Origin of the sequence: Streptomyces sp. NPDC050263 (assembly GCF_040655955.1) — a bacterium.
In the GTDB taxonomy this organism is placed as follows: Bacteria; Actinomycetota; Actinomycetes; order Streptomycetales; family Streptomycetaceae; genus Streptomyces.
In genome coordinates this window covers 22,209-43,583 of sequence record NZ_JBFAKW010000068.1, presented here as the reverse complement: position 1 = coordinate 43,583, position 21,375 = coordinate 22,209, and the positions used below count along the sequence as shown (strand labels likewise).

General features: G+C 70.4%; 14 protein-coding genes. 4 read left to right on the top strand and 10 right to left on the bottom strand.

The genetic code is table 11. The features are described 5' to 3' along the window. Nucleotides 1-5: 5 nt before the first annotated feature. The 10 genes from araB to AB0J04_RS27240 all read right to left on the bottom strand — a co-directional run bounded on the left by araB (nt 6) and on the right by AB0J04_RS27240 (nt 17,318). Nucleotides 6-1,685 (bottom strand): ribulokinase, encoded by a 1,680-nt coding sequence (gene araB, locus AB0J04_RS27285; protein ID WP_363171191.1) that lies wholly within the window; start codon nt 1,683-1,685, stop codon nt 6-8. Nucleotides 1,686-1,852: 167 nt separating this feature from the next. Beyond that, nucleotides 1,853-3,658 carry an RICIN domain-containing protein gene (locus AB0J04_RS27280; protein WP_363171190.1) on the bottom strand — a complete coding sequence of 602 codons (1,806 nt, stop codon included), beginning with the start codon at nt 3,656-3,658 and terminating at the stop codon, nt 1,853-1,855. Nucleotides 3,659-3,691: 33 nt separating this feature from the next. After that, nucleotides 3,692-5,881, bottom strand: coding sequence for a beta-galactosidase (locus AB0J04_RS27275; RefSeq protein ID WP_363171189.1), 2,190 nt, complete (start codon nt 5,879-5,881; stop codon nt 3,692-3,694). A gap of 47 nt (nt 5,882-5,928) precedes the next feature. Continuing rightward, nucleotides 5,929-6,861: a carbohydrate ABC transporter permease gene (locus AB0J04_RS27270; RefSeq protein WP_363171188.1), complete on the bottom strand. Its 933-nt coding sequence runs from the start codon at nt 6,859-6,861 to the stop codon at nt 5,929-5,931. Continuing rightward, a complete protein-coding gene (locus tag AB0J04_RS27265) occupies nt 6,858-7,682 on the bottom strand; it encodes a sugar ABC transporter permease (protein WP_363171187.1) in 825 nt (274 codons plus the stop codon). The genes AB0J04_RS27270 and AB0J04_RS27265 overlap by 4 nt, the downstream gene beginning before the upstream one ends. A gap of 196 nt (nt 7,683-7,878) precedes the next feature. Beyond that, nucleotides 7,879-9,270 (bottom strand): extracellular solute-binding protein, encoded by a 1,392-nt coding sequence (locus AB0J04_RS27260; protein ID WP_363171186.1) that lies wholly within the window; start codon nt 9,268-9,270, stop codon nt 7,879-7,881. 398 nt (nt 9,271-9,668) lie between these two features. Continuing rightward, nucleotides 9,669-10,742, bottom strand: a complete 1,074-nt coding sequence (locus AB0J04_RS27255) for a LacI family DNA-binding transcriptional regulator (RefSeq protein WP_363171185.1) — start codon at nt 10,740-10,742, stop codon at nt 9,669-9,671. Between the two features lie 1,085 nt (nt 10,743-11,827). Next, nucleotides 11,828-12,634, bottom strand: a complete 807-nt coding sequence (locus tag AB0J04_RS27250) for an SDR family NAD(P)-dependent oxidoreductase (RefSeq protein WP_363171184.1) — start codon at nt 12,632-12,634, stop codon at nt 11,828-11,830. 176 nt (nt 12,635-12,810) lie between these two features. Continuing rightward, nucleotides 12,811-15,663: a SpoIIE family protein phosphatase gene (locus AB0J04_RS27245; RefSeq protein ID WP_363171183.1), complete on the bottom strand. Its 2,853-nt coding sequence runs from the start codon at nt 15,661-15,663 to the stop codon at nt 12,811-12,813. Between the two features lie 359 nt (nt 15,664-16,022). Next, a complete protein-coding gene (locus AB0J04_RS27240; protein ID WP_363171182.1) occupies nt 16,023-17,318 on the bottom strand; it encodes a citrate:proton symporter in 1,296 nt (431 codons plus the stop codon). A gap of 358 nt (nt 17,319-17,676) precedes the next feature. On the opposite strand from AB0J04_RS27240, the gene AB0J04_RS27235 reads away from it, so the two are divergent. From AB0J04_RS27235 to AB0J04_RS27220, 4 genes are all read left to right on the top strand, one after another. Then, complete coding sequence (locus AB0J04_RS27235) at nt 17,677-18,390, top strand: FadR/GntR family transcriptional regulator (RefSeq protein ID WP_037750897.1); 714 nt, start codon at nt 17,677-17,679, stop codon at nt 18,388-18,390. A gap of 250 nt (nt 18,391-18,640) precedes the next feature. After that, entirely contained in the window at nt 18,641-19,324 is a 684-nt protein-coding gene (locus AB0J04_RS27230; protein ID WP_363171181.1) for an aspartate/glutamate racemase family protein, read from the top strand. Next, complete coding sequence (locus AB0J04_RS27225; RefSeq protein WP_363171180.1) at nt 19,321-20,202, top strand: sugar phosphate isomerase/epimerase family protein; 882 nt, start codon at nt 19,321-19,323, stop codon at nt 20,200-20,202. Before AB0J04_RS27230 ends, AB0J04_RS27225 begins: the two co-directional genes overlap by 4 nt. 14 nt (nt 20,203-20,216) lie before the next feature. After that, nucleotides 20,217-21,299, top strand: a complete 1,083-nt coding sequence (locus AB0J04_RS27220) for an isocitrate/isopropylmalate dehydrogenase family protein (protein WP_363171179.1) — start codon at nt 20,217-20,219, stop codon at nt 21,297-21,299. The last annotated feature ends 76 nt before the right edge of the window (nt 21,300-21,375 follow it).

The following is a 21,375-nucleotide window of genomic DNA, read 5'->3' as shown; positions in this document are numbered from 1 at the left end:
ACCGTTCAGGCGGATGCTTCGGTGCGGATGCGGCGCAGCCGGTGCATGACCTCGTTGGCTCCGCGGCCGAAGTAGTCGTGCAGGAGCCGGTACTCGGCGTACAGGCGGTCGTAGGCCACGGCCCGTTCGGGGTCGGGCTGGTACACGCCGCGGTGGACCTTGCCCATCGAGTGGGCAGCGGCCCCGATGTCCGGATACGCCCCGGCCGCGACCGCGGCGTGCATGGCCGCTCCGAGAGCGGGGCCCTGCGCGGAGCCGATGACACCGAGGGGACGGCGGGTGACATCGGCGTAGATCTGCATGAGCAGGGGGTTCTTGGTCAGGCCGCCCGCGATGACGAGTTCGCTCACCGGCACGCCGGACGTCTCGAAGGCGTCGATGATGGTGCGGGTGCCGAAGGCGGTGGCCTCGAGCAGGGCGCGGTAGACGTCTTCCGGCCGGGTGGAGAGGGTCTGTCCGACGAGGACGCCGCTGAGGTCGTGGTCGACCAGGACGGACCGGTTGCCGCTGTGCCAGTCCAACGCCACCAGCCCGTGCTCGCCGACCTTCTGACGTGCCGCCAGATCGGTCAGGTACTCGTGCGGGGTCTGGTCGAGCGACTCGGCCCGTTCGGCGTAGTCCGCGGGGAACCCGGTGCGGAGGAACCAGGCGAAGATGTCCCCCACGCCGCTCTGTCCGGCCTCGTAGCCCCACAGTCCGGGGAGGATGCCGCCGTCGACGACCCCGCACATGCCCGGTACGTCGGCCCGCCGGTTTGAACTCATCACGTGGCAGGTCGAGGTGCCCATGATGGCGACCATCTGCCCCGGCTCAACGGCCGCCGCCGCGGGTGCCGTCACATGGGCGTCGACATTGCCGACGCACACGATGATGCCCTCGGGCAGCCCCGTCCAGGCCGCGGCCTCGGCTGTCAGCCGTCCGGCCGACGCGCCCAGTTCACCGATCGGCTGGTCCAGCTTGTCGTCCACGAAACCGGCGAAGTCCGGGTTCAGCGCCGCGAGGTAGTCGCGGGAGGGGTAGGCGCCCTCCTGGAGCTGGCCCTTGTAGCCGGCGGTGCAGGCGTTGCGGACGTACGTCCCGCACAGCCGCCAGACGATCCAGTCCGCGGCCTCCACCCACCGCTCCGTGCGGCCGTAGATCTCCGGATCCTCCTCCAGCACCTGCAGTGCCTTGGCGAACTCCCACTCCGAGGAGATCTTCCCGCCGTACCGTGCCAGCCACGGTTCCCGGCGCTCCGCCGCGAGCGCGTTGATCCGGTCCGCGTGGCCCTGTGCGGCATGGTGCCGCCACAGCTTGACGAAGGCGTGCGGACGGCCGGCGAGCCCGGGCAGTTCGCACAGGGGGGTGCCGTCGGCCAGCACCGGCAGCACCGTGCACGCGGTGAAGTCCGTTCCGATGCCGATCACCTGGTCCGCCCGCACTCCGGCCCGGGCCAGTGCCTGGGGCACCGCGTGGCGCAGTACGTCGATGTAGTCGCCGGGCACCTGCAGGGCCCAGTCGGGCGGCAGCCTCGTGCCGTCGGGCAGCTCCCGGTCCAGGACCGCGTGGGCGTAGGGATGCTCCGCGGTGCCCAGCTCCGCTCCGTCGCGGACGCGGACCACCACGGCTCGCCCGGACAGCGTCCCGAAGTCGACTCCGACGACGCAGGTTTCGAGGTTCGCGCGCTCATCGTGGGCTGTGTTCACAACCGGCTGTCTTTCTGGTGAGGAGACCGTGCTGGGCGGGCCATCCGGACTTGACGTTCGAGATGTCGCACAACGTTCGATCGCATGGATGAGAGTGGGGGGCCTGGCCGTTGGTGCCAGGCCCCGGCTTCCGGACGGCGTGAGTGAGCACGCCGCCCAGCGGTGACCTACTGGACGAGCTCCCAGTCCTGTGAGCCGTCCGTGAGGGCGTTCTGCAGCGTCAGCTGTGCCCCGGCGGTCGCACCGGTCAGGTACAGGCTGGTGTTCTTGACGGACTGCAGCTTGTAGAACCCGTCGCTGGTCTTGACGAGGTTCCAGCTGCCGGTGTCGTTGTTGTCGACCCACTGTCCGATCTTCTGGCCGGCCGTCGCATTGCCCGTCCAGATGGCCGCCGCACGGCCGCCCGACTTGTTCAGCAGGCTGACGCCGCCGTTTGGCTCGGTCGTCACGTGCCAGTACTGGGTGTCCGCGTTCGCGGCCGAGCCCGGGGCCTCGAGCCGGACGTCGGGCACGTTTGCGTTGCCGATGTTCGCGTCGTTGGTCTTGTTCCCGGTGCCGATCACCTGGTCGGTCTTGCGGTTCACCAGCTGGTAGTAGGCGCCGTCGGAGTGGCCGAGGTCGGCTTCGGCGTACGCGATCGTGGAGGTGCCCTGGTTGTTGAGGATCGCGAGGAGCCCGGTGGCCGCGACGTACTGCAGGTTGCGGCTGTAGCCGGCTGCCGAGGTCGTCTGGTACTCCTTCCACGTGCCGTCGCTGCGCCCGCTGTCGTTGACCCAGACGTTGCCGCTGCCGGCCGCGTTGTAGACCAGGCGACCGCCGGGGAGCCTGATGAGGACCGGGCTGCCGCCCATCGCGGCGGAGTGGGAGCCGGAGTCGAGCGGCAGGGCGCTGACGCCCGTGCCCGTGGCGGAGCCGAGGTAGAACTTCGTCGGGTCGTCGGCCATCACGTACCTGGTGTTGGCTCCTCCGCCCCAGTACTCGAAGGTCAGCATCCACTTGCCGTCCGTCGTGCGGACGACGTTGGTCATGCCCGGACGACCGCCGCCGATCTCCGTCTTGCCGCCGCCCATGCTCTGGGTCAGTCCGGCGACGTCGACGACGGGGGCGCTCCACGCGGTGCTGGTGCCGTTCCAGGTCTTGTGGACGAGGATCTGGCCCTGCGAGTCCGTGGCGGTGTCGTTGGCGGGGTCGAGCGTCGGGACGCCGGTGGTCGCGTTGAAGCCGGTGTAGTCGTTCTCGTCGGAGTAGTAGCAGACGAGCTGGCCCTTGTGGACCATCAGGTACGGCTCCCAGATGGGGTCCACCTGGTTGTTGGTGTTCGCCGCCGCGATGTTCTGGCCGACCGCGCCCGCGCTGCCGCCCTGCCAGCCGCCGGTCGCGACGACGTTGAGGATGTTCCAGGTCGCGCCGTTGTCGGTGCTGGAGTACAGGGCGATCGCCATGTCCTTGCGGTCGCCGTCGTTGGTCGGCGTCCAGTTCGGGTCGGCGGCCTTGTGCTCCTTGTAGTAGTAGTCGTCGCCCGACACGACGCTGGCGAGGAGGAGCGTGCCCTGCGTCAGGTTACCGACGTCCTGCGGGAGGACGTAGAGGTACGGGTTGGTCCAGTTGCTCGTGTACTTCGCGTACTGCGGGTCGCTGGAGATGTACGCGGGAGCCTTGACCTCCGACAGCGGCTGCCACGTCGTCCCGTGGTCGTCGCTCTTGTAGACCGGGAGGGTCTGCTTGTCGGCGCTTCCCGTCGCCGTCACCACCGTGGACTTCTCGAACGACGCCACCAGACGTCCGTTCGGCAGCTCCGCCGACTTCGGGTAGATCGCGCAGTTGCTCCGCCCCTTCAGGCACGGGTCGCTGCCGAGCTGGTACATGATCCCGCCGGTCGGGTCGTACGCCTGCGCGTTGACCATGGGTATCGCCAGGATCGCGGCTGTCGAGGCGAAGACGCCCAGTGTCCGGACCAGTCTGCTTCTTTGCATGGCCCCTCCTCGGGGGATGGATCAGGGGATGGATCAGGGGCGGTCGGTTGTCGCGGGGCCCGGCGCGTTGTCTGCGTCGGTGTCGGTGGAGACGAGAACGCGTACGTCCCAGGCGCCGAGGTCCAGCGCCGAGCCCGCCAGGACGGGGGTGCCCGTCAGGGCGTCGGAGAGGTCCGCCGGGGCGGGGACGCTCATGGGCTCCCAGCTCCAGTTGTGGACGATGTGGACGCGGCGTCCGTCGGGTGAGGTCCCGGTGGTCGCGGTGACGGTCGCGGGGAGGTCGTGCCACCCGCTGCTCGTGGCCGGGGCCAGCCACTCGGCCAGCGCCCGGGCGAGGCCGCGGCCCGGCACCGTGCCGACGCAGGTGACGCGGCCCTCGCCGTGGCTGCGGGTGGTGAGGGCGGGCCAGCGGCCGTAGTGCGGGTGGTCGTAGGCGGCGAGGACCTCGGCGTCGACGGCCGCGAGGCCCTCGATCCACTGCGTCGCCGTGGCGTCCGCGGGAACCTCGAACGGGCCGCCGGGCACGGCACGGACCGGGATGTCGCGGGTGAGGTTGCCGAACTCGTCGTACTGGACGCCCGCGGCGGGGATCAGACGACCGGGCGTCGGCTCGTGGCGGGCCCGGGCCTCGTGGTCGGCGTAGCCGGTGCGCGGGCCGAGCACCAGGTGACCGCCCGCCCGGGCGTAGGCCTCCAGCCAGTCGAGGGTGGTGTCGTCGACGACGTACAGGGCCGGGGCGACGAGAACCGGGTGCCGTCGCACGGCCTCCTCGGGTGTCATTCCCTCCCGCTCGCCGCTCGGGTCGTGCAGCTGGCGGGCGTGGACGATGCGGACCTGGCGGCCCGCGTCGAAGGCGCCGCGGTAGAAGGGGTCGAAGAACCGGTGGTAGGCGGTGGCGTCCGGTTCGCCGTCGGCGGTCGCGAGCGGCGGGTACTTCTGCATCAGCCACTTGCTCGGCATCGAGTAGACCATCGTGATGTCGGCGTCCGGCTCCAGCCCGGCGACGAGCGGGCCGGCGGCGTCGAACTCCGCGCCGAGGCGGGCGATTTCGGCATAGGTACGGCCGGGCAGGCCGCTGTGCGGGAGGACGCCGCCCCAGTAGGTCTCCGCGCCGAAGCGCAGGGTCTGCCACTGCCAGTACTCGATCATGCGGGCGCCGCGCGCGACGTGCGCCCAGGCGGCCTGCCGCCACTGGCCGTCGTAGCCGGGTCGGTTGTCCCACGCGAAACCGATGCTCTGGGCGTTGGTCTCGGTGACCAGGAACGGCTCCTGGCGGGAGGAGAACATCCAGTCCGCGGTCTGGTACATCGACCACACCCCGGTGGTCTTCCACTTCTGCTCGTGGGCATCCGGAGTGGGGTCGGGCAGCAGCAGGCCGTCCTGCATGTCGTAGTACGGGTTGCCCGACGCGATGTCGAGGCGGTCCGACATCTCGTCGTCCTGCACCCCTTGACGGGTGTAGGAGATGCAGGTGGTGACGAACTGGCCGGGCTGGGCGTACTCGCGGACGATGTCGGCCTGCCAGCCGATGAACTCGGTGACCTGGCGGGCCTGGAACTCCCGCCAGGCGACGTCGTACTGGGGCTGTTCGTTGCCGTCAGGCGTCCACAGGTCGGCCCAGGTGGAGAGGCGGTGCGACCAGTAGACGAGGCCCCACTCGCGGTTGAGGGTCTCGACGTCCCCGTACTTCTCCCGCAGGTGGTCCACGAAGCGCTGGAAGACGCCGTTGTTGTGGAAGAGGTGCAGGCCCGGCTCGTTGTCCACCTGCCAGCCGATGACCGCCGGGTGGTCGGCGTACCGGGCCGCCATCTTGCGGATCACCCGCTCGGCGTGGAACCGGAACGCGGGGTGGGTGAAGTCGATCTCCTGGCGGGCGCCCCAGCCGAGGCGCTGCCCGGTGGCGTGCTCGGCGGTGATCTCCGGGTACTGACGCGCCAGCCACGGCGGCGCGGCGTACGTCGGCGTGCCGATGATGACGGAGATACCGCGCTCATGGGCGCCGTCGAGGACCGGCTGCAGCCAGTCGAGGTCGAACCGTCCGTTCTCCGGTTCCCACGTCGACCAGACCGACTCGCCGACCCGGATCACGGTGAAGTTCGCCTCGGCCATCAGGTCCAGGTCGGTCTTGAGGCGTTCGTCGGGCTGTATGTGGGGCCCGTAGGCGGGCGTGTACTCGTGGTAGTACGCGGCGCCGAACAGTACGCGGGCAGGCAGAGCCGCCATGAGGGAAACCTCCGAGGAAACAAGGGGTGGTACGAGGGATGCGCGCGCTACTGCTTGACGCCGCCGGAGGCCAGGCCGCTCTGCCAGTACCGCTGGAGCATCAGGAACGCCACGACGAGCGGGATGATCGAGATCAGTGAGCCGGTCACGACCAGGGCGAGCATGTCGCTGCTGGCTCCGGCGCCGCCGTTCTGCGCCTGCGCGGCCCAGGAGGAGAGCCCGACCGTGATGGGGTACAGGTCCGGGTCGTTGAGCATGATCAGCGGCAGGAAGTAGTTGTTCCAGGTCGCCACGAGCGTGAACAGCAGGACCGTCACCAGGCCGGGGCCGAGCAGTCTGAGAACGATCCCGAAGAAGATCCGCACCTCGCCGGCCCCGTCGATGCGGGCGGCCTCCAGGATGCTGTCGGGTACGGCGTCCTCGGCGTAGACGCGCATCAGGTAGAGGCCGAACGGGTTGACGAGGGAAGGCAGGATGACAGCCCAGGGCGTGTTGACCAGGCCCGCCTGCGCGAAGAGCAGATAGGTCGGGATCGCCAGGGCGGTGGTCGGGACCATGACCGCGCCGAGCACCAGGTTGAAGGCGGTCCGGTCGCCGCGGAAGCGGAACTTGGCGAACCCGTACCCGCCGGCGGCCGCGAGCAGCGCGGCGCCGAAGGAGCTGACTCCCGCGTACACGGCCGTGTTGAGCAGCCAGCGGACGAAGACCCCGTCGCCCTGGGTGAAGGTCTCCCTGACGTTCGTCAGCAACTGCGGGGCGTGCGAGAACCACAGGCCGAAGGTGTTGAACAGGTCCTGTGTGCTCTTGGTCGAGGCGATCAGCAGCCAGAACAGGGGGAGGAGGAAGTAGGCGAGGACTGCCAGCATGGCGATCGTCAGCGGGGTGCTGCGCCGGGCCCCGTGCCGCCGGCGTCTCGACGGAGTGGCGGTAGCCGGTTTCGTCGGCGGAGCCGTCGCGGCCGTGGGAGTTGTGGTCGTCACGGGGTCCTCCTGCGGTTCGCGGTGAGCAGGACGCCGTAGGAGGCGATCACGATGACGAGGCCGAGGAGGAAGGACACCGTGGCCGCGTAGTTGACCTGCTGGCCGGTGAAGGCGAGCGTGTAGGCGTAGAGGTTGGCGGTGTAGGAGCTGCTGATGACATCAGGGGCGATCTTCATCAGCAGGTTCGGCTCGTTGAACAGCTGGAAGCTGCCGATGACCGAGAACAGCAGGGTGAGCATCAGCGCCGGCCGGAGTGCGGGCAACTTGATCGACCAGGCGGTCCGCCAGGCGCCGGCCCCGTCCATCGCGGCAGCCTCGTACAGCTCCTCCGGGATGGTGCGCAGGGCGGCGTACAGGATGATCATGTTGTAGCCGACGAACTCCCAGGTCACGATGTTGGCCAGACTGGCGAGCATCCAGCTGTCACTGAGGAAGTCGGGTACCGGCAGGTGGAGGCTCCGGCCCAGCTGGGCGAACGGGCCGAAGTCCGGGCCGTACAGGTAGCCCCACATGAGGGCGGCGACCACGCTCGGCACGGCGTACGGGATGAAGATGCCCAGGCGGATCACGCGCGCGAGCCGCAGCAGGCCGCTGTCGAGCGCGAGGGCGAACAGCAGCGCCAGCAGCAGCATCAGGGGGACCTGGATCACGAAGAACAGCGCGACGCGTCCGACACCGTCGATGAGCTGGGGGTCGCCCAGGGCCCGGACGTAGTTGTCGAGCCCGACGAACGCCGTGCCGCCGACCAGGCGTTCCTGGAAGAGGCTGAGATAGGCGGCATAGCCGAGGGGGGCGAGGAAGAGCAGCAGGAACAGCACCATGAAGGGTGCGACGAACAGTGGCCCTGCCGACCGGCGGTGGCGCGTGCCGCCGCGCCGCGGGCCTGCCGGCCCGTCTCGGCGCCGACCCTTGGGGGAGGCCGCGGTTGAGGCAGTCATCATCGGGCCTTTCTGAGGGGTGGGAGTGTGCTGGTGGGGCGGGCGGGTCCCGCGCCGTCACGCGGGACCCGGTGCACCGTCAGCCCGTGTGGACCGTGAAGCCCTGGGTCTTGGCGTAGGAGGTGAGCCGCGACTGCCACGTGCCGAGCGCGCGGACGGTGTCGGTCTTGTCGGCGAGGGACTTGCCGACGGTCTCCGTCCAGTCCGTCGCCGCCTGGTCGAGGAACGGCGGCCACTGGAACGAGGGGTTGACCGTGGTGCTGATGTCGGCGAACAGCTGGTTGACCTTCTGGCCGCCGTAGAACGGGGATTCCTGGTCGACGAAGGACGCGTCCGTGAGCAGCGCCTTGGTCGCCGGGAAGAAGAACTGCTCGGTGGCGAACATCTTCGCGCTGGCGGGGTCGGTGTTGAGGAACTGCGCGAACATCGCCGCCGCGATCGGGTTCTTGGTCGACCGGATGACCGCGGTCGTCGAACCTCCCCAGTTGCCCGAGCTCGGCTTGGCCGCGTCCCACTGCGGCAGCGGGGCCGCGCGCCACTTCCCCGCGGTGGCCTTGGCCGACCCGGAGAGGAAGACCGGCCCCCAGGCGGCGGTGAGCCAGGTGGCGTACTTGCCCTGGTTGAGCCCGGCATACCAGGAGTCGGTGAAGTCGGGCTCGACCCCGATGACCCCCTCCTTCGCCAGGCTCCCCCAGTACGCGCCGAGCTTCCTGGAGACGGCGTCGTCGACGCTGACGGTGATGTCGCTCTTGCCGGACATCGCGTACGGCTTCGCGCCCGCCTGCCAGAGCAGGCCGTGCCAGGCCGCGGCCTGGTTCGCGGCGAGGTTGGTCAGGTAGACGTCCGGGTCGGCCTTGTGCAGCTTGCGGGAGGCCGCGGCGAACTCGTCCCAGGTCGTGGGGACCTCGATGCCGTGCTTGTCGAAGATGTCCTTGCGGTACAGCATGCCCAGCGGGCCGGTGTCCTGCGGGATCGCCCAGACCTCGCCGTTGCTTCCGCTCACCTGGCCCCAAGTCCAGTCCACGAACGTGGACTTGAGCGCGGAGGCACCGTACGGCCGCAGGTCCAGCAGGCTGTCGGTGATGGTGAAGGTCGGGATGGCCTGGTACTCGATCTGCACCATGTCCGGAGCCCCGCTGCCGGCCTTCAACGCGGTACGCAGCTTGGTGTACTGAGGGGTGCCCTGACCGGCGTTGACGACCTTGACCTTGACGGCCGGGTACTTCGCCTGGAACAGGGCCACCTCCTTGTCGATGTTCGGGACCCAGGTCCAGAACGTCAGCTCCGTGGGCGTCTTCATCGCCTTGTCGATGTCGGCCTGGCTGACCGGCTTGGCGGAGGCGGCACCGCTCGTGCCGTCCGAGCCGCCGCAGGCGGACAGCGTGGTCGCGAGCGTCAGGGCTCCGGTCGCGGCGAGGAAGCCACGACGGCTCAGGGCGGCCGAGGAAGGGGTCGCGAAAAATCTGGACATGGTGAACTCCGCAGAAGGGCGTAGGGATCCGCGCACCGGGCGCGACGGCGTGCTGTATGGGATGCCAGGAGGTGGGGCCGGCTGTGAGGAGCGAGGCCGGGCCGACGGGGTGCGAGTGTGTTCCTCGTCGGTTCCGGGTCCGGTCGCATCACGTTGGTTGGCTGAAAAGGGGCTCTCGCCGGTGACGGCGTGAGACGGGGCGGAGGCCTGGGCGGTGATCGGCTCGAAGGGGGAGCCCGGGCCGCGGCGCTGGCGAGTGGGAGGGGCGAACGGCCGGGGGAAGGCGGGTCGGTCGGCTCGTGCACTCAGGTGCGGGTGTCGCAGCAGGTGGCAGGGGTGGACGAACTGTGGGCGGGCGGATCCTCCCTCGTGATCGGGGAAACGGGGTTCTCGCGGAGTCAGGCCGTGGCCCGCGCGCCTTCCGGGGTCGTCCGGTTCGGCGGGGGTGCGGTCGACGCGCGGACGACGAGGTTGACCGGCGGGTCGATCGCCGGAATCGGGTCCGCGTCCGGGTTCTCGATCGCGTGCACCAGCCGCTTGAGGCCGTCCTGCGCCGTGGCGTCGAACGGTTGTCGCACCGTCGTCAGGGGAGGAGACACATAGGCGGCGACCGGGATGTCGTCGAGACCGACGACACTGATGTCCTCCGGTATGCGTCGGCCTGCTTCCAACAGTGCGCGGATCAGACCGATGGCCATGTCGTCGTTGGCGGCGAAGACGGCCGTCACGCTGTCGTCGGAGGCCAGCCGGCGACCGGCCGCGTAGCCGGAGGCGGCCGACCAGTCACCCACGACGACAGGCGGTTCTCGTCTGCCGTGCGCGGCCAGCGTCGCCCGCCATCCCTCGAGGCGGTCCCTGGCCGCGTACCAGCGTGGGGGACCGGCGAGGTGGTGGACGGTCGTGTGTCCCAGCTCGAGCAGGTGCTCGGTGACGGCCCGTGCCAGCTGGTGGGAGACGAGCCCCGCGGTCACCACCCGGTGAGCGGCGAACGGCGGCGGCGCGCCGAGGACCAGGACCGGCACGTCGGCGCGGACGGAGAAGTCCGCGCCGCTCTCCTCGTCGATCGGCTCGGAGATGACGATGCCGTCCACCCCCTGATCGAGGAGCGAGTCGACGGCGCCGGCCATACCCATGGCGTCACCCTCCATCGTGTTGACGACGCGGAGGGCGTAACCGGTGTCCCGGACGGCACGCTCGACGCCCATCAGCAGTGAGGCCGGGCCGTACAGGGCCGTTCCGAGCGTCACCACCCCGATGGACCGGGTCCGCCCGGAGGCCAGCGCCCGAGCGGCGTGGTTCAGCCGGTAACCGAGCCCTTCGGCGGCTTCCAGGACACGTCGGCGCACGTCGTCGGAGACGTACTGCTCGCCGTTCATGACCCGGGACACCGTCTTCTGTGAGACGCCCGCCAGACGCGCCACATCGGCGCTGCGCGGTGCGGTGCCGGGGCTGCGGCCTGCCAGTCGTGCCATGGGTCTCTCCTGATGTCCGGCAGTCGGCAACGTGGCTGGTTCTCGTCTGACTGCGCTGCCATGACTGCGCAGACATATCTACGCAGTGGAACGCGGCGCGTCAAGGGGTCACGCAACATCTCTGTCATCGATGCGCAATGTCGGATGAGGGGGTCGGCGTGTGACGCGCGTGGCGAGGAGGGCGGGGCGGCGACGCCGTCGGGTGTGGCGAGGACGGTGCGCCGGCACGTCGGCAGGCTGGGCGACCCGCGTTCCGACGTGCACGGTCACTGGGGCGCCGACCGCGACGACGGCCTCGCGCCAGGCGCGAACGCCACCGGCGACATCGGCCGGGCAAGGAGGGCCGGGCAAGGGGTGGCTCGGGTGCTGTCAGGGTGAATCCGATCCAGCCGGGGCTGGGATGACACCTTGTCAAACCCGCCCACGAAGTCCGGGACCGCCAGCAGGCAGGTCCCGTGGGGTGTGCCGGCGAGCGGGCGCCCCGGAGACCGCGGACATGGATCTGCCGGCTGTGTGCACACGCCCTCCGCGGGCCGTCGAGCGCGGCGAGACCGCCCTGGCCCTGCAGGAGTTGATCCTGGGTCACCCACGCGCTGGGTCACCCACTCGCCGCCGTCATCGCCGAGAACTCGGTTCCTGATCCGGATCGACAAGGAGGTGCCCGCTCACTCGCAGGTCCATCTCATCGCGGACCATTACGGCACTCGGGGGACTCCAGCGGTCATGGCCCGGCTGGTCGGACACCCGCGGTTCGAGCTGTACTTCACCCCGACCGGCTCCTCGTGGATCGACCTGGTCGAGCGGTGGTTCGGCCACCTGGCCCGCCAGATGATCCGCCGCGGCGCACGCAAGAACTTCCAGGCCCTGGAACCTCGGCCGGAGCAGGGTCGTCGGGATGTCGGCTCAAGGTCGGCAAGTGCATCCAGCCAGGGAAGATCGAACCGGCGTGCGACAAGCTCAGGCGCTTGGCGGACCGAGGCCGGCTGCACCGCACCCCCGCGCATCTCCGCTCCTTCGAAGCCGCCGAAGACGGAGCCGCATCAGCCGCACCCGCCCCTCCTCGCCCGCCGGTCAACCATACGGAGTCACATGCCCATGCCGCCGTCAACCGGGAGGCCGGCGCCGGTGATGAAGCGGGCGCCGTCGGAGGCGAGGAAGACCACGGCGTCGGCCATGTCGGCGACCTCGCCGAGTCGGCCGAGGGGGGTCAGGGCGACGACGTCGCTGACAGCCGCCTCGGCGCTGGGCCAGAGGCCCAGGGTTTCCATGTCGACCATGACCTCGGTGCCCATCTTCGTAGTCGGTACGAGGCCTGGGTATATGCAGTTGACGCGTACGCCGTAGCCGAGCTTTCCGGACTCCAGCGCGGCCACCCGGGTGAGCCGGTCGACCGCCGACTTCGACGCGGAGTAGCCCGAGACGCCGGGGAACGGGATGTTCGCCGCGACCGACGAGACGTTGACGACCGCGCCCCCGCCGCCGGCCGGGCCGCCGGGCCGCATCGCGCGGAACGCGTGCTTGACGCCGAGCGCCGTGCCGACGACGTTCACCTCCAGCATCCGGCGGACGTCGGCCGGGTCGAGGTCGACGAACAGACCGGACATCTCGACCCCGGCGTCGTTGACGAGAATGTCCAGGCCGCCCAAGTCGGCGATCGTCCGCGCCACCGCCGTTTCCCAGCTCGCGTCCTCGGTCACGTCGAGCCGTACGAACCCGGCGCCGGCGCCGGACTCTCTCAGGGCCTCTGCCGTGGCCCTGCCGGGCTCCTCCAGGATGTCGCCGATGACGACGGCGGCGCCGGCCCGGGCAAGGGCGCGCGCCATTCCGGCACCCAGTCCGCGGGCCCCGCCCGTCACGAGGGCCTTGCGTCCGGTCAGGTCGTAGACGCTCATGGAACATCTCCTCGCCGAGGCGACCACCTCGCGTTACGGCGCCACGTACTCGGCCATATGGCTCTTCCATTCTATGACCTAGCGCACAAGGCGGTCATAGTGTGATCGGCTGATGGGCTCGGCTTCCGGCTCGGCTTCCGGCTCGTCCGGCGGTCGGGAACAGGTGCGCAACCCGTTCACAACTCGGCGGCGAGGAGCTGGTCCATGGAGCCCCATGGATGGCCGTTCGTGGGGCCGGAGAGCGTCTGCTCCGTCCAGATGCATTTCCCGGCCGCCGTGTATCGCGTCCCCCATCGCTGGCTGAGCGCCGCGACGAGTTGCAGACCGCGTCCGCCCTCGTCCGTCTCCGCGGCGTGGCGGATGCGGGGGGTGGTCAGGCTTCCGTCGGAGACTTCGCAGATCAAGCTGGTACTGCGCAGCAGTCGCAGCAGCACCGGGCCCTTGGCGTGGCGTACGACGTTGCCCACCAGCTCACTGCCGATGAGTTCCGTCGTCGTCGACAGGTCGTCCAGGTCCCAGCTCTGAAGCTGCTCCCTGATGTGCCTGCGAGCCTGCCCTGCCGCCCTCGGCTCCTTGGAGAGCTGCCAGGAGGCCATCCGGTCGGGGGCGAGAGCGTGCACACGGACGGCCAGGAGAGCCGCGTCGTCGCTGGTCGCGCGCTGCTCGTCGGGAAGCAGCCTGGCTGTGAGGGCATCACACAGCACTTCGAGATCCGTATGGTCGGTCGTGCGCAGGAGCTGCTTGAGCTCGTCCATGCCCCGGTCGATCTCGCGGTGCGCGGATTCGACCAGGCCGTCGGTGTACAGCACCAGCAGGCTGTTGTCCGGCAGCTTCAGCTCAAGCGTTTCGAAAGGTGGTTGGGCCACGCCGAGCGGCGGGTCGGGGTCCAGGCCGGGGAAGTGCACGACGCCGTCGGGCTGGACGACGGCCGGTGGCGGATGGCCGGCTCTGGTGACGGTGCACGTCCCGGTGGTGGGGTCGTACACCGCGTACAGGCAGGTGGCGAAGGAGTCCTCGCCCAGGCCGCCGACGATGTCGTTGAGGTGGCTCATGACCTCGTCGGGAGGCAGTTCCAGGTCGGCCAGCGTGGCCACGGCCGTGCGCAGCCGTCCCATGGTCGCCGCCTCGGACAGGCCGTGGCCCATCACGTCCCCCACGACGAGGGCGACCCGGCCGGCGGAGAGCGGGATCACGTCGTACCAGTCGCCGCCCACGTCCATGCCCTGCCCCGCCGGCAGGAAGCGCGCGGCGGCCGTGCACGCCGACACTTCGGGCAGCCGTCTCGGGAGGAGCCCGCGTTGCAGTTCCTGGGCGCGGGTGTGCTCGGCGTCGTAGAGCCGGGCTCGCTCCAGGGCGTGGGCGACCAGGGCGCTGATCGTGGTGAGCAGAGTCCGCTCCTCGTGGGCGAGGCGGCGGGGCTGGTCGAAGGAGACCGTGCAGACGGCGAACGTGTGCCCGGAAACGGTCAACGGCAAGAACGCCCAGGCCTGTTTGCCGGCCATGTGCGGCCGCTCCTTCAGGCTCGGGTAGCGCCGCGCGTAGTCCTGGGCCGAGGAGAAGAACGACGGTGCGCCGGTCAGGACGGCATCCCCGACCGGGTCGCCCGCCATGACCTGTCGGCCCCTGATCTCGTCGAGCAGAGCCTCGGGGTAGCCGACGGCTCCGACGACCTGCGCCCGGTTCCCCTCGATCGCGACCACGGCCAGGCCGGTGGCACCGAACGGCGGGAGTACGCGCAGGGCGACCACATCCACCACGTCACGGGACGTCCGCGCCTTGGCGAGTGCCGCGGTCAGCTCGGTGATCTTGGCCGAGCGCTCCGCCGCGGAACGGTCCGCGGCGGCCTGCTCGGCCTCGCGCCTGCGCCGTTCGGTGACATCGGTGAGATAGAGGGTGAGTCCGTCCGGCCCCGGAACGAGCCGCAGGTGATGGGTGCGCCCGGCAGCCATCCGCACGTCGAAGCCCACCGGCGAGGCCCCGGCGGCGGCCTCCCGGCACCGGGTCTCCAGGTCGGGAACCGCCTGCACGACGGGCAGATCCCACAGAACGCGTCCGAACAGCTCCTTCTGGGAGGCGCCGAGTGCGCGCTCCGCCTCCAGATTCACGAAGACGATGCGCCAGTCGTCGTCGACCAGGGCGAAACCGTCGCTCATGTGGCGCAGAGCGCGGCCGAGCGCGTCCTGGGCGGTACGGGATTCGCTGCTGTCCCATGCCACACCCACCATGCGTGACGGTTCCCCGTCGTCGCCGTACATCACCCAGCCGCGGCCCTGCGTCCAGCCGTAGCTGCCGTCCGGCCGCCGCTCCCGGTACTCGGCCACGTAAGGGACGCCGTCCCGGACCGCCCGCTCCGCCGCGGCGAGCGTCGCCGGAAGGTCATCGGGGTGTACGGCCTTCATCCAGCTTTCGGCCCGGGGTTCGTAGTCCTCCGGGAGCGTGCCGTGGACGGCGGTCTCGTGTCCCTCCCACGACAGGGCGCCCGTGCGTATGTCCCACTCCCAGGTGCCGATGGGGACGTCCCGCAAGGCCTGGCGGAGGTGGCTGCCGGCCGATTCCTCCGGCGCCGGTGGCGGGGTGGGCAGCGGCGCGTCGCTGATTCGTTCCTCGGTCCAGGCGGCCACGGCGCGCAGGAACTCCCACTGTTCCCCGGTCGGCTCGCCTACGGAACCGCTCAGTACCGTGATCGCGCCGATCGCGCGTTCCCCGCGGAAGAGCGGGACGGAAGCGAGCCCTTCACCCGGCCAGGTCCTGGTGCTCGGCCCTGGGGAATCGCCGGACGGCACAGGCACCCACATGGCACGGCCCTGGCCCAGGGCGTGTGCGGGGACAGTCGGCCCGTCCTGGTCGACGATGTCCCAGGAGCGGACCAGAGCGGGGGGCAGGCCGATCGACACCACGAGGCGCAGGGCTGACAGGGGGCCGCGCAGATGGACGGCACCGCCCAGGGCATCCAGCTCGGCGACCGCGTGCAGAAGCCCCAACCGGAAGATCTCGCTCTCCGTGATCCCCTGGTCCGTGCTCGCAAGCATAGCCAGCCGCGCACCCGCGCCCATGTCCTCAACGGTACACTCCGAGCCCGTTTCGGCTGGTCGCCGCCGTTCCTCGGCTCGAACGCGGGCGCTGCTCCGGGAGGGGACAGCGACAGTCCGACCCGGCGGGACGGCCGAGCGGGCCCTTGTGCCTGAGCGTCACGTCCACCTGGCGGAGCGAGATGACGCCCTCGACGGCACGGCGGACGACCGGGACACCCCACTCGCTTGTCGATCCGTGACCACAGGTGGCCCAGGTGTCGTCCGGGCCGGACGGACACCCGACGCCTCCGCCCCGGCGGGCTACGTGCGGCCCACCGGGGCGGAGCTGTGGAGGGTGCGGGGCGCTGCCCGGCGGCTCAGGTGACGCTGATGGCGCCGGTGATGACCGCGAAGACGATGTACGCGGCGGAGACCGGGATGCCCCAGCGCAGGGCGTGCTTCTGGAAGTCGCCGAGTTCGGCCTTGACCAGTCCGAGAAGGACCCACAGAGGGGCTGAGGTGGGGCCCATCATGTGGAGGATCTGGCCGATGGCGCCCGCGCGGGCGATCTGGTTGGCGTCGATGCCGTAGTGGGCGGCGGATTCGGCGAGGACGGGGACCACGCCGAACCAGTAGCCGTCGTTGGACATGAAGAAGCCGAGCGGCAGGGCGAGGACGGCGGTGAACAGGGGGATGAGGTTGCCCATGGAGTCGGGGACGACGGAGAGGGCGGCGTCCGCCATGGCCTTGATCATGCCGGAGTCGGTCATGATGCCGGTGAAGACGCCGGCGGCCAGGACGAGGATCATCACAGGGACGGCGTTGGCCGCCTGGCGCTTGATGAGCTCCTGCTGGTCGCCGATGGAGCGGATGTTGACGAGCAGGGCGATGACGAACGCGACCATGAAGAGCACCAGGAGATCGGCGACCTCCAGGATCAGGAGCACCATCAGCAGCAGGGTGAGGGCGGCGTTGAACCATATGCGCCAGTCCGCCCTGACCGGTTCGAACGCCTCGCCGGAGGCGATCTCCAGCTTGTAGGCGTTCAGCTTCTCGGGGTCGAGCTTGCCGCGTTCGCGCAGGCCGAGCCAGTAGGCGACGGCGATGATGGCCAGGCCGGTGAGGACCATGGGGCCGATCATGTGGACGAAGTATTCGGTGGCGCTCAGGTGCAGGACGCTGATGCCCCGGGTGGCGGCGCCGCCCCAGGGAGTGGTGCCGGAGATGGTGCCCAGCGCCATGGCGGCGAGGGTGGCGAGGATGAGCGGGTTGATTCCCAGTCGGCGGTAGATGGGCAGGAACGCCGAGCAGACGATCATGTAGCTGGTGGTGCCGTCACCGTCCAGGGCGACGCACAGGGACAGCACGGCGGTACCGACGACGATGCGGACCGGGTCGCCCTTGGTGGCGCGGATGATGGCCTGAACGATCGGCTCGAAGAGTTTGACCTCCATCATCAGGCCGAAGTAGAGGACGGCGAACAGCAGCAGGGCCGCGGTGGGGGCGACGGTGTCCAGGCCGTTCATGATCATGTCGCCGAGTTTGGCGCCCTTGCCCGCGATGAGGGCGGCGGCGATCGGCGTGAGCATGATGGCGGTGAATGCGGAGAGGTGCTTCCGCATCACGAGCAGCATGAAGCTGCCCAGGGTGGCGAAGCCGAGGACGGCGAGCATCGTTGCTCCTTGGTGCAGTGCCGAGGGCCGCCGGTCAGCCGGCGGCGCGGGACGGCGCGGGTCAGTGCGTGTCGGATCGGGAGGCGACCGGCAGCGCACGCGATGCCGTACTCGGCTCGTGCGTGGGGTCGTTCATGGTAGGTGCGGCTCCTGTACGGCGGCTCGGGCGCACGGTCGCGGCGGGCATCGGCCCGGTGGGGAGATCGGGGGCGCGGCTGGCATGGCTGGGACGTCCGGTGGCGCACGGCTGATGCAGGGAAGGAGGGCGGCTCGCCGGACTTCCGGACAACCGGTTTACCGGATTGCCGGTAGGTAACTAGAATCCGGCCATCGCGTCAATACCGAAGTGAGGAATTCGATGGCCGAACTCGCCAGGATCACGGTCGAGCCGCGGGAACCGCTGGCCGCCGAGGTCTCCCGCCGACTGATCGACTACCTGATGTCCGGCGAGGTGCAGCCAGGCGACCGCATCCCGTCGGAGCGGCAGTTGACCGAAATGCTCGGGGTGAACCGGCCCACCGTGCGGGAGGCGATCAAGTCACTCGGCTTTCTCGGGCTGCTGGAGATCCGGCAGTCCAGCGGGACGTACTTCCGCGGGGCCGACTCCGACGTGCTGTACCGGCTGTTCGAGCTGGGTCTCGTCCTCGGCGAGCGGGGAGCCCGGGACATGGTGCAGGCCCGGGCGGAGCTGGAGGTGGTCGTCGCCGGTCTGGCCGCGCAGGCGCGCGACGAGGCGGGCGTGGCGCTGCTGCGCGCCCGGCTGGCGGCGATGCGCGAATGTCCCGACGGCGAGTTCCCCGAAGCGGACACCGCCTTCCACGCGGCTCTGGGGGAACTGGCCGGCAACGCGGTGCTGCGCGACATGCTCAAGGGCATGCGGGCGATGATCCAGCGCGGCTGGGTGGAGCGCACCGGGGCGGTCCGCTCTCGCGAGGTGGCCTACGCCGACCATGTGCCGATCTTCGAAGCGGTTGCGGAGGGGGACGCGGAGGCGGCCCGCGCGGCGATGGCTCGGCACATGGGAGGCGCGTCGCGGCGCCTGATGGAAGCTCTCGAACGGCGCGAAGGGTAGCCGGGCACCGCGGGCCGCCGGGCAGTCGCCGATGCCCGCGGCGTCGCACACCTTCAACCGGTTGACCGGTTTACCGGTTGGGCCTACAGTGACGGCGCGGCAACGCGACAAAACGCTGCCGTCCCCCATCCCGAGCCCGCCCAGGCGTTCCCGCGCCGACCGGAGCGGGCCTGCGGTCGGGACCCTTGCCGGTCCCCGCCTACCGGAAGAGGTAAGAACCCCGGTGATCGATTCCCATCCCCTGGTGGCCATGATCCACGCAGTGCCGGCCGGCGCCCGCATCGCCCAGGAGGCGTTCGCGCGGGAGTTTCCGCAGGCCACGGTCTGGAACGTGCTGGACGACCGGCTGCTGGACGACGCACGCGACGCCGGCGGGCTCACCGACGCTCTGCGCCGGCGCATGGTCCGGCTGATCGGACACGTGATGGACGGCGGCGCTCAGGGCCTGCTGCTGACCTGCTCCTCCTACGGGGAGGTGGTGGACACCGCTCGCGCGCTGTGGGACGTGCCCGTTCTGAAGTCCGACGAGGCGATGTTCACGGCCGCCCTGGCCGGTCCGTACCGGCGCATCGCCGTCGTGGCGTCCACTCCGCCGGCCGTTCCGGCCGCCGTGGCCCAGCTCGAAGCGCTCATACCGGCAGTACGGCCGGACCGCCCGGTGGACATCGTGACCGCCCTGAGCGAGGAGGCGGCCGTCGCGGGTGATGCCGAGGCGACCGCCCGTCACCTGGCCGACGCCCTGCAAGCCGCCGGGGGCGCCGACGCCGACGTGGTGTTGTTGGCGCAGTACTCGCTGACCCCGGCCCGCGAGGCGCTGGCCGACCTGGTGGGCGTGCCCGTGCTGGACGGTGCCGGAGCCGCCGCCCGTGAACTGCGCGGCCTGCTCGTTCCCGGTGACGGGCACACGGCCACCGCGTCGGCGGTCGCGCGATGACAGCCCGCCTGCCCTGGCCCGTGGCCTACACGGTCTCCGGCGACGACTGCGCCGCGCCCATGCCGCTCGGCTTCGCCGCGCCCCTCGCCGAAGCGGTCGGCCACCTGGCCGAACTCGGTTACGACGGTGTGGAGGTGCAGGTCCGTGAGACCGGCGCACACGAAGCCGAGGCCCTGGCCCGAACCGTCGAGGGCGCCGGCCTGAAGGTCCTGGGCGTCGGCACGGGACCGGTCGCGGCCCAGGACCGGCTGACGTTGACCGACCCGTCGCCGGACGTACGCCGGCACGCCCTGTTCCGCCTGCTGGGCGCGGCCCGTCTCGCCGGCGAACTGGGTGTGCCGGTCACCCTCGGCCAGACGCGCGGGACCTTCGTGCCCGGGCTGGAGGACATACAGCGCATCTGGGCCGAACGCGCCGTGCGGCAGCTGGCCGAGGAGGCGTCCCAGCACGGCAGCCGACTGTTGCTGGAACCGCAGTCGCGTGCCAACACCTCGCTGTGGCACACCCCTGACGAGGCCCTCACCGTCATCGACGCGCTCGGCGCTCCGGCCGGGCTGGTGCTGGACACCCATCACCTCGACGCGGAAGGCATCGACGCCACGCAGGCCGTCACCCGACACGTTTCCGTCACCGGCTGCCTGCAGCTCGCGGCGCCCGCCACGCGAGGCCCCCTGACCGTCGGCGATCCCCGGCTCCCGTCCCTGCTGAAGACGCTGCACACAGGTGGCTTCACCGGCTGGCTGACGCTGGAACACACCCAGGACGGTGACAGCCCGAGAGCCGCCGCCCGCTCCCGGACCGCGCTCACCGATGCCGCGGCCGTCCTCGCCCGATCCGCGTCCCCGACTTCCCCAAGGTCCACGACCCACCCGTTCTGAGAGGAACCCGCACCATGACCACCACTACCTACCGTCTCGGCGTCCTTGAGGGCGACGGCATCGGCCCGGAGATCGTCCCGTCCTCCGTGGAGATCGCCACGGCCGCCGCGCAGGCCGCCGGTGTTTCGGTCGACTGGGTGACCCTGCCGCTCGGCGCCTCCGCGATCGAGTCCCACGCCACTCCCGTCCCCGAGGAGACCAAGGACGCCCTGGCAGGACTGGACGGCTGGTACCTCGGCCCGCACGACTCCGTCAGCTACCCCGAGCCGCACAAGTCCGCGCTCAATCCCTCGGGCACGCTGCGCAAGCACTTCCAGCTGTTCGCCAACATCCGCCCCGCCAAGAGCTTCCCCGGGGCCAAGGCCGTCTGTGACAGCGCCGACCTCGTCATCGTCCGCGAGAACACCGAAGGCTTCTACGCCGACCGCAACACCTTCGCCGGCACCGGCGAGTTCATGCCCACCGAGAACACCGCGATCATGCTGGGCATCATCACCCGGGAGGCCACCGAGCGCGTCGCCCGCGTCGCCTTCGATCTCGCCCGCTCGCGCCGCAAGAAGCTCACCATCGTGCACAAGGCCAACGTTCTGAAGCTCACCACGGGCCTGTTCCGCACCGTGTGCCAGGAAGTCGCCCAGGAGTACCCGGACGTGGCGGTGGACGACTTCCACATCGACGCCATGACCGTCCACCTGGTGCGCCGCGCCCAGGACTTCGACGTCATCGTCACCGAGAACATGTTCGGCGACATCCTCTCCGACCTGGCCGGCGAGATCTCCGGCTCGCTGGGCACCGCCCCGTCCATCAACTCCTCCGCCACCACCGCCATGGCCCAGGCGTCCCACGGCTCCGCCCCCGACATCGCCGGGCAGAACATCGCCAACCCGGTCGCCATGATCCTCTCCGGCGCCATGCTGTTCGAGTGGCTCGGCGCCAAGCACGGCGACGAGAAGCTCACCGCCGTCGCGAAGATCATCGAGAAGGGTGTGGCCGACGCCATCGCCGCCGGCACCTCCACCCGCGACCTCGGCGGCTCCGCCTCCACCACCGAGTTCACCGCCGCCGTCATCAAGGCCATCGGCGCCGGCCAGAACTGATCCAACGCTCCGGGGCGGGCCTACTCCGACCGCCCGCCCCGGACTCTCACGCTCCGCCCGCCCGCCCGCCCGAGGA

What these genes read in the sequence shown, in the direction of transcription:
- AB0J04_RS27280 (WP_363171190.1), bottom strand. Translation starts at nt 3,658, where the DNA reads ATGCAAAGAAGCAGACTGGTCCGGACACTGGGCGTCTTCGCCTCGACA.
- AB0J04_RS27275 (WP_363171189.1), bottom strand. Translation starts at nt 5,881, where the DNA reads ATGGCGGCTCTGCCTGCCCGCGTACTGTTCGGCGCCGCGTACTACCAC.
- AB0J04_RS27265 (WP_363171187.1), bottom strand. Translation starts at nt 7,682, where the DNA reads ATGGTGCTGTTCCTGCTGCTCTTCCTCGCCCCCCTCGGCTATGCCGCC.
- AB0J04_RS27260 (WP_363171186.1), bottom strand. Translation starts at nt 9,270, where the DNA reads ATGTCCAGATTTTTCGCGACCCCTTCCTCGGCCGCCCTGAGCCGTCGT.
- AB0J04_RS27255 (WP_363171185.1), bottom strand. Translation starts at nt 10,742, where the DNA reads ATGGCACGACTGGCAGGCCGCAGCCCCGGCACCGCACCGCGCAGCGCC.
- AB0J04_RS27250 (WP_363171184.1), bottom strand. Translation starts at nt 12,634, where the DNA reads ATGAGCGTCTACGACCTGACCGGACGCAAGGCCCTCGTGACGGGCGGG.
- AB0J04_RS27245 (WP_363171183.1), bottom strand. Translation starts at nt 15,663, where the DNA reads ATGCTTGCGAGCACGGACCAGGGGATCACGGAGAGCGAGATCTTCCGG.
- AB0J04_RS27240 (WP_363171182.1), bottom strand. Translation starts at nt 17,318, where the DNA reads ATGCTCGCCGTCCTCGGCTTCGCCACCCTGGGCAGCTTCATGCTGCTC.
- AB0J04_RS27235 (WP_037750897.1), top strand. Translation starts at nt 17,677, where the DNA reads ATGGCCGAACTCGCCAGGATCACGGTCGAGCCGCGGGAACCGCTGGCC.
- AB0J04_RS27230 (WP_363171181.1), top strand. Translation starts at nt 18,641, where the DNA reads ATGATCCACGCAGTGCCGGCCGGCGCCCGCATCGCCCAGGAGGCGTTC.
- AB0J04_RS27225 (WP_363171180.1), top strand. Translation starts at nt 19,321, where the DNA reads ATGACAGCCCGCCTGCCCTGGCCCGTGGCCTACACGGTCTCCGGCGAC.
- AB0J04_RS27220 (WP_363171179.1), top strand. Translation starts at nt 20,217, where the DNA reads ATGACCACCACTACCTACCGTCTCGGCGTCCTTGAGGGCGACGGCATC.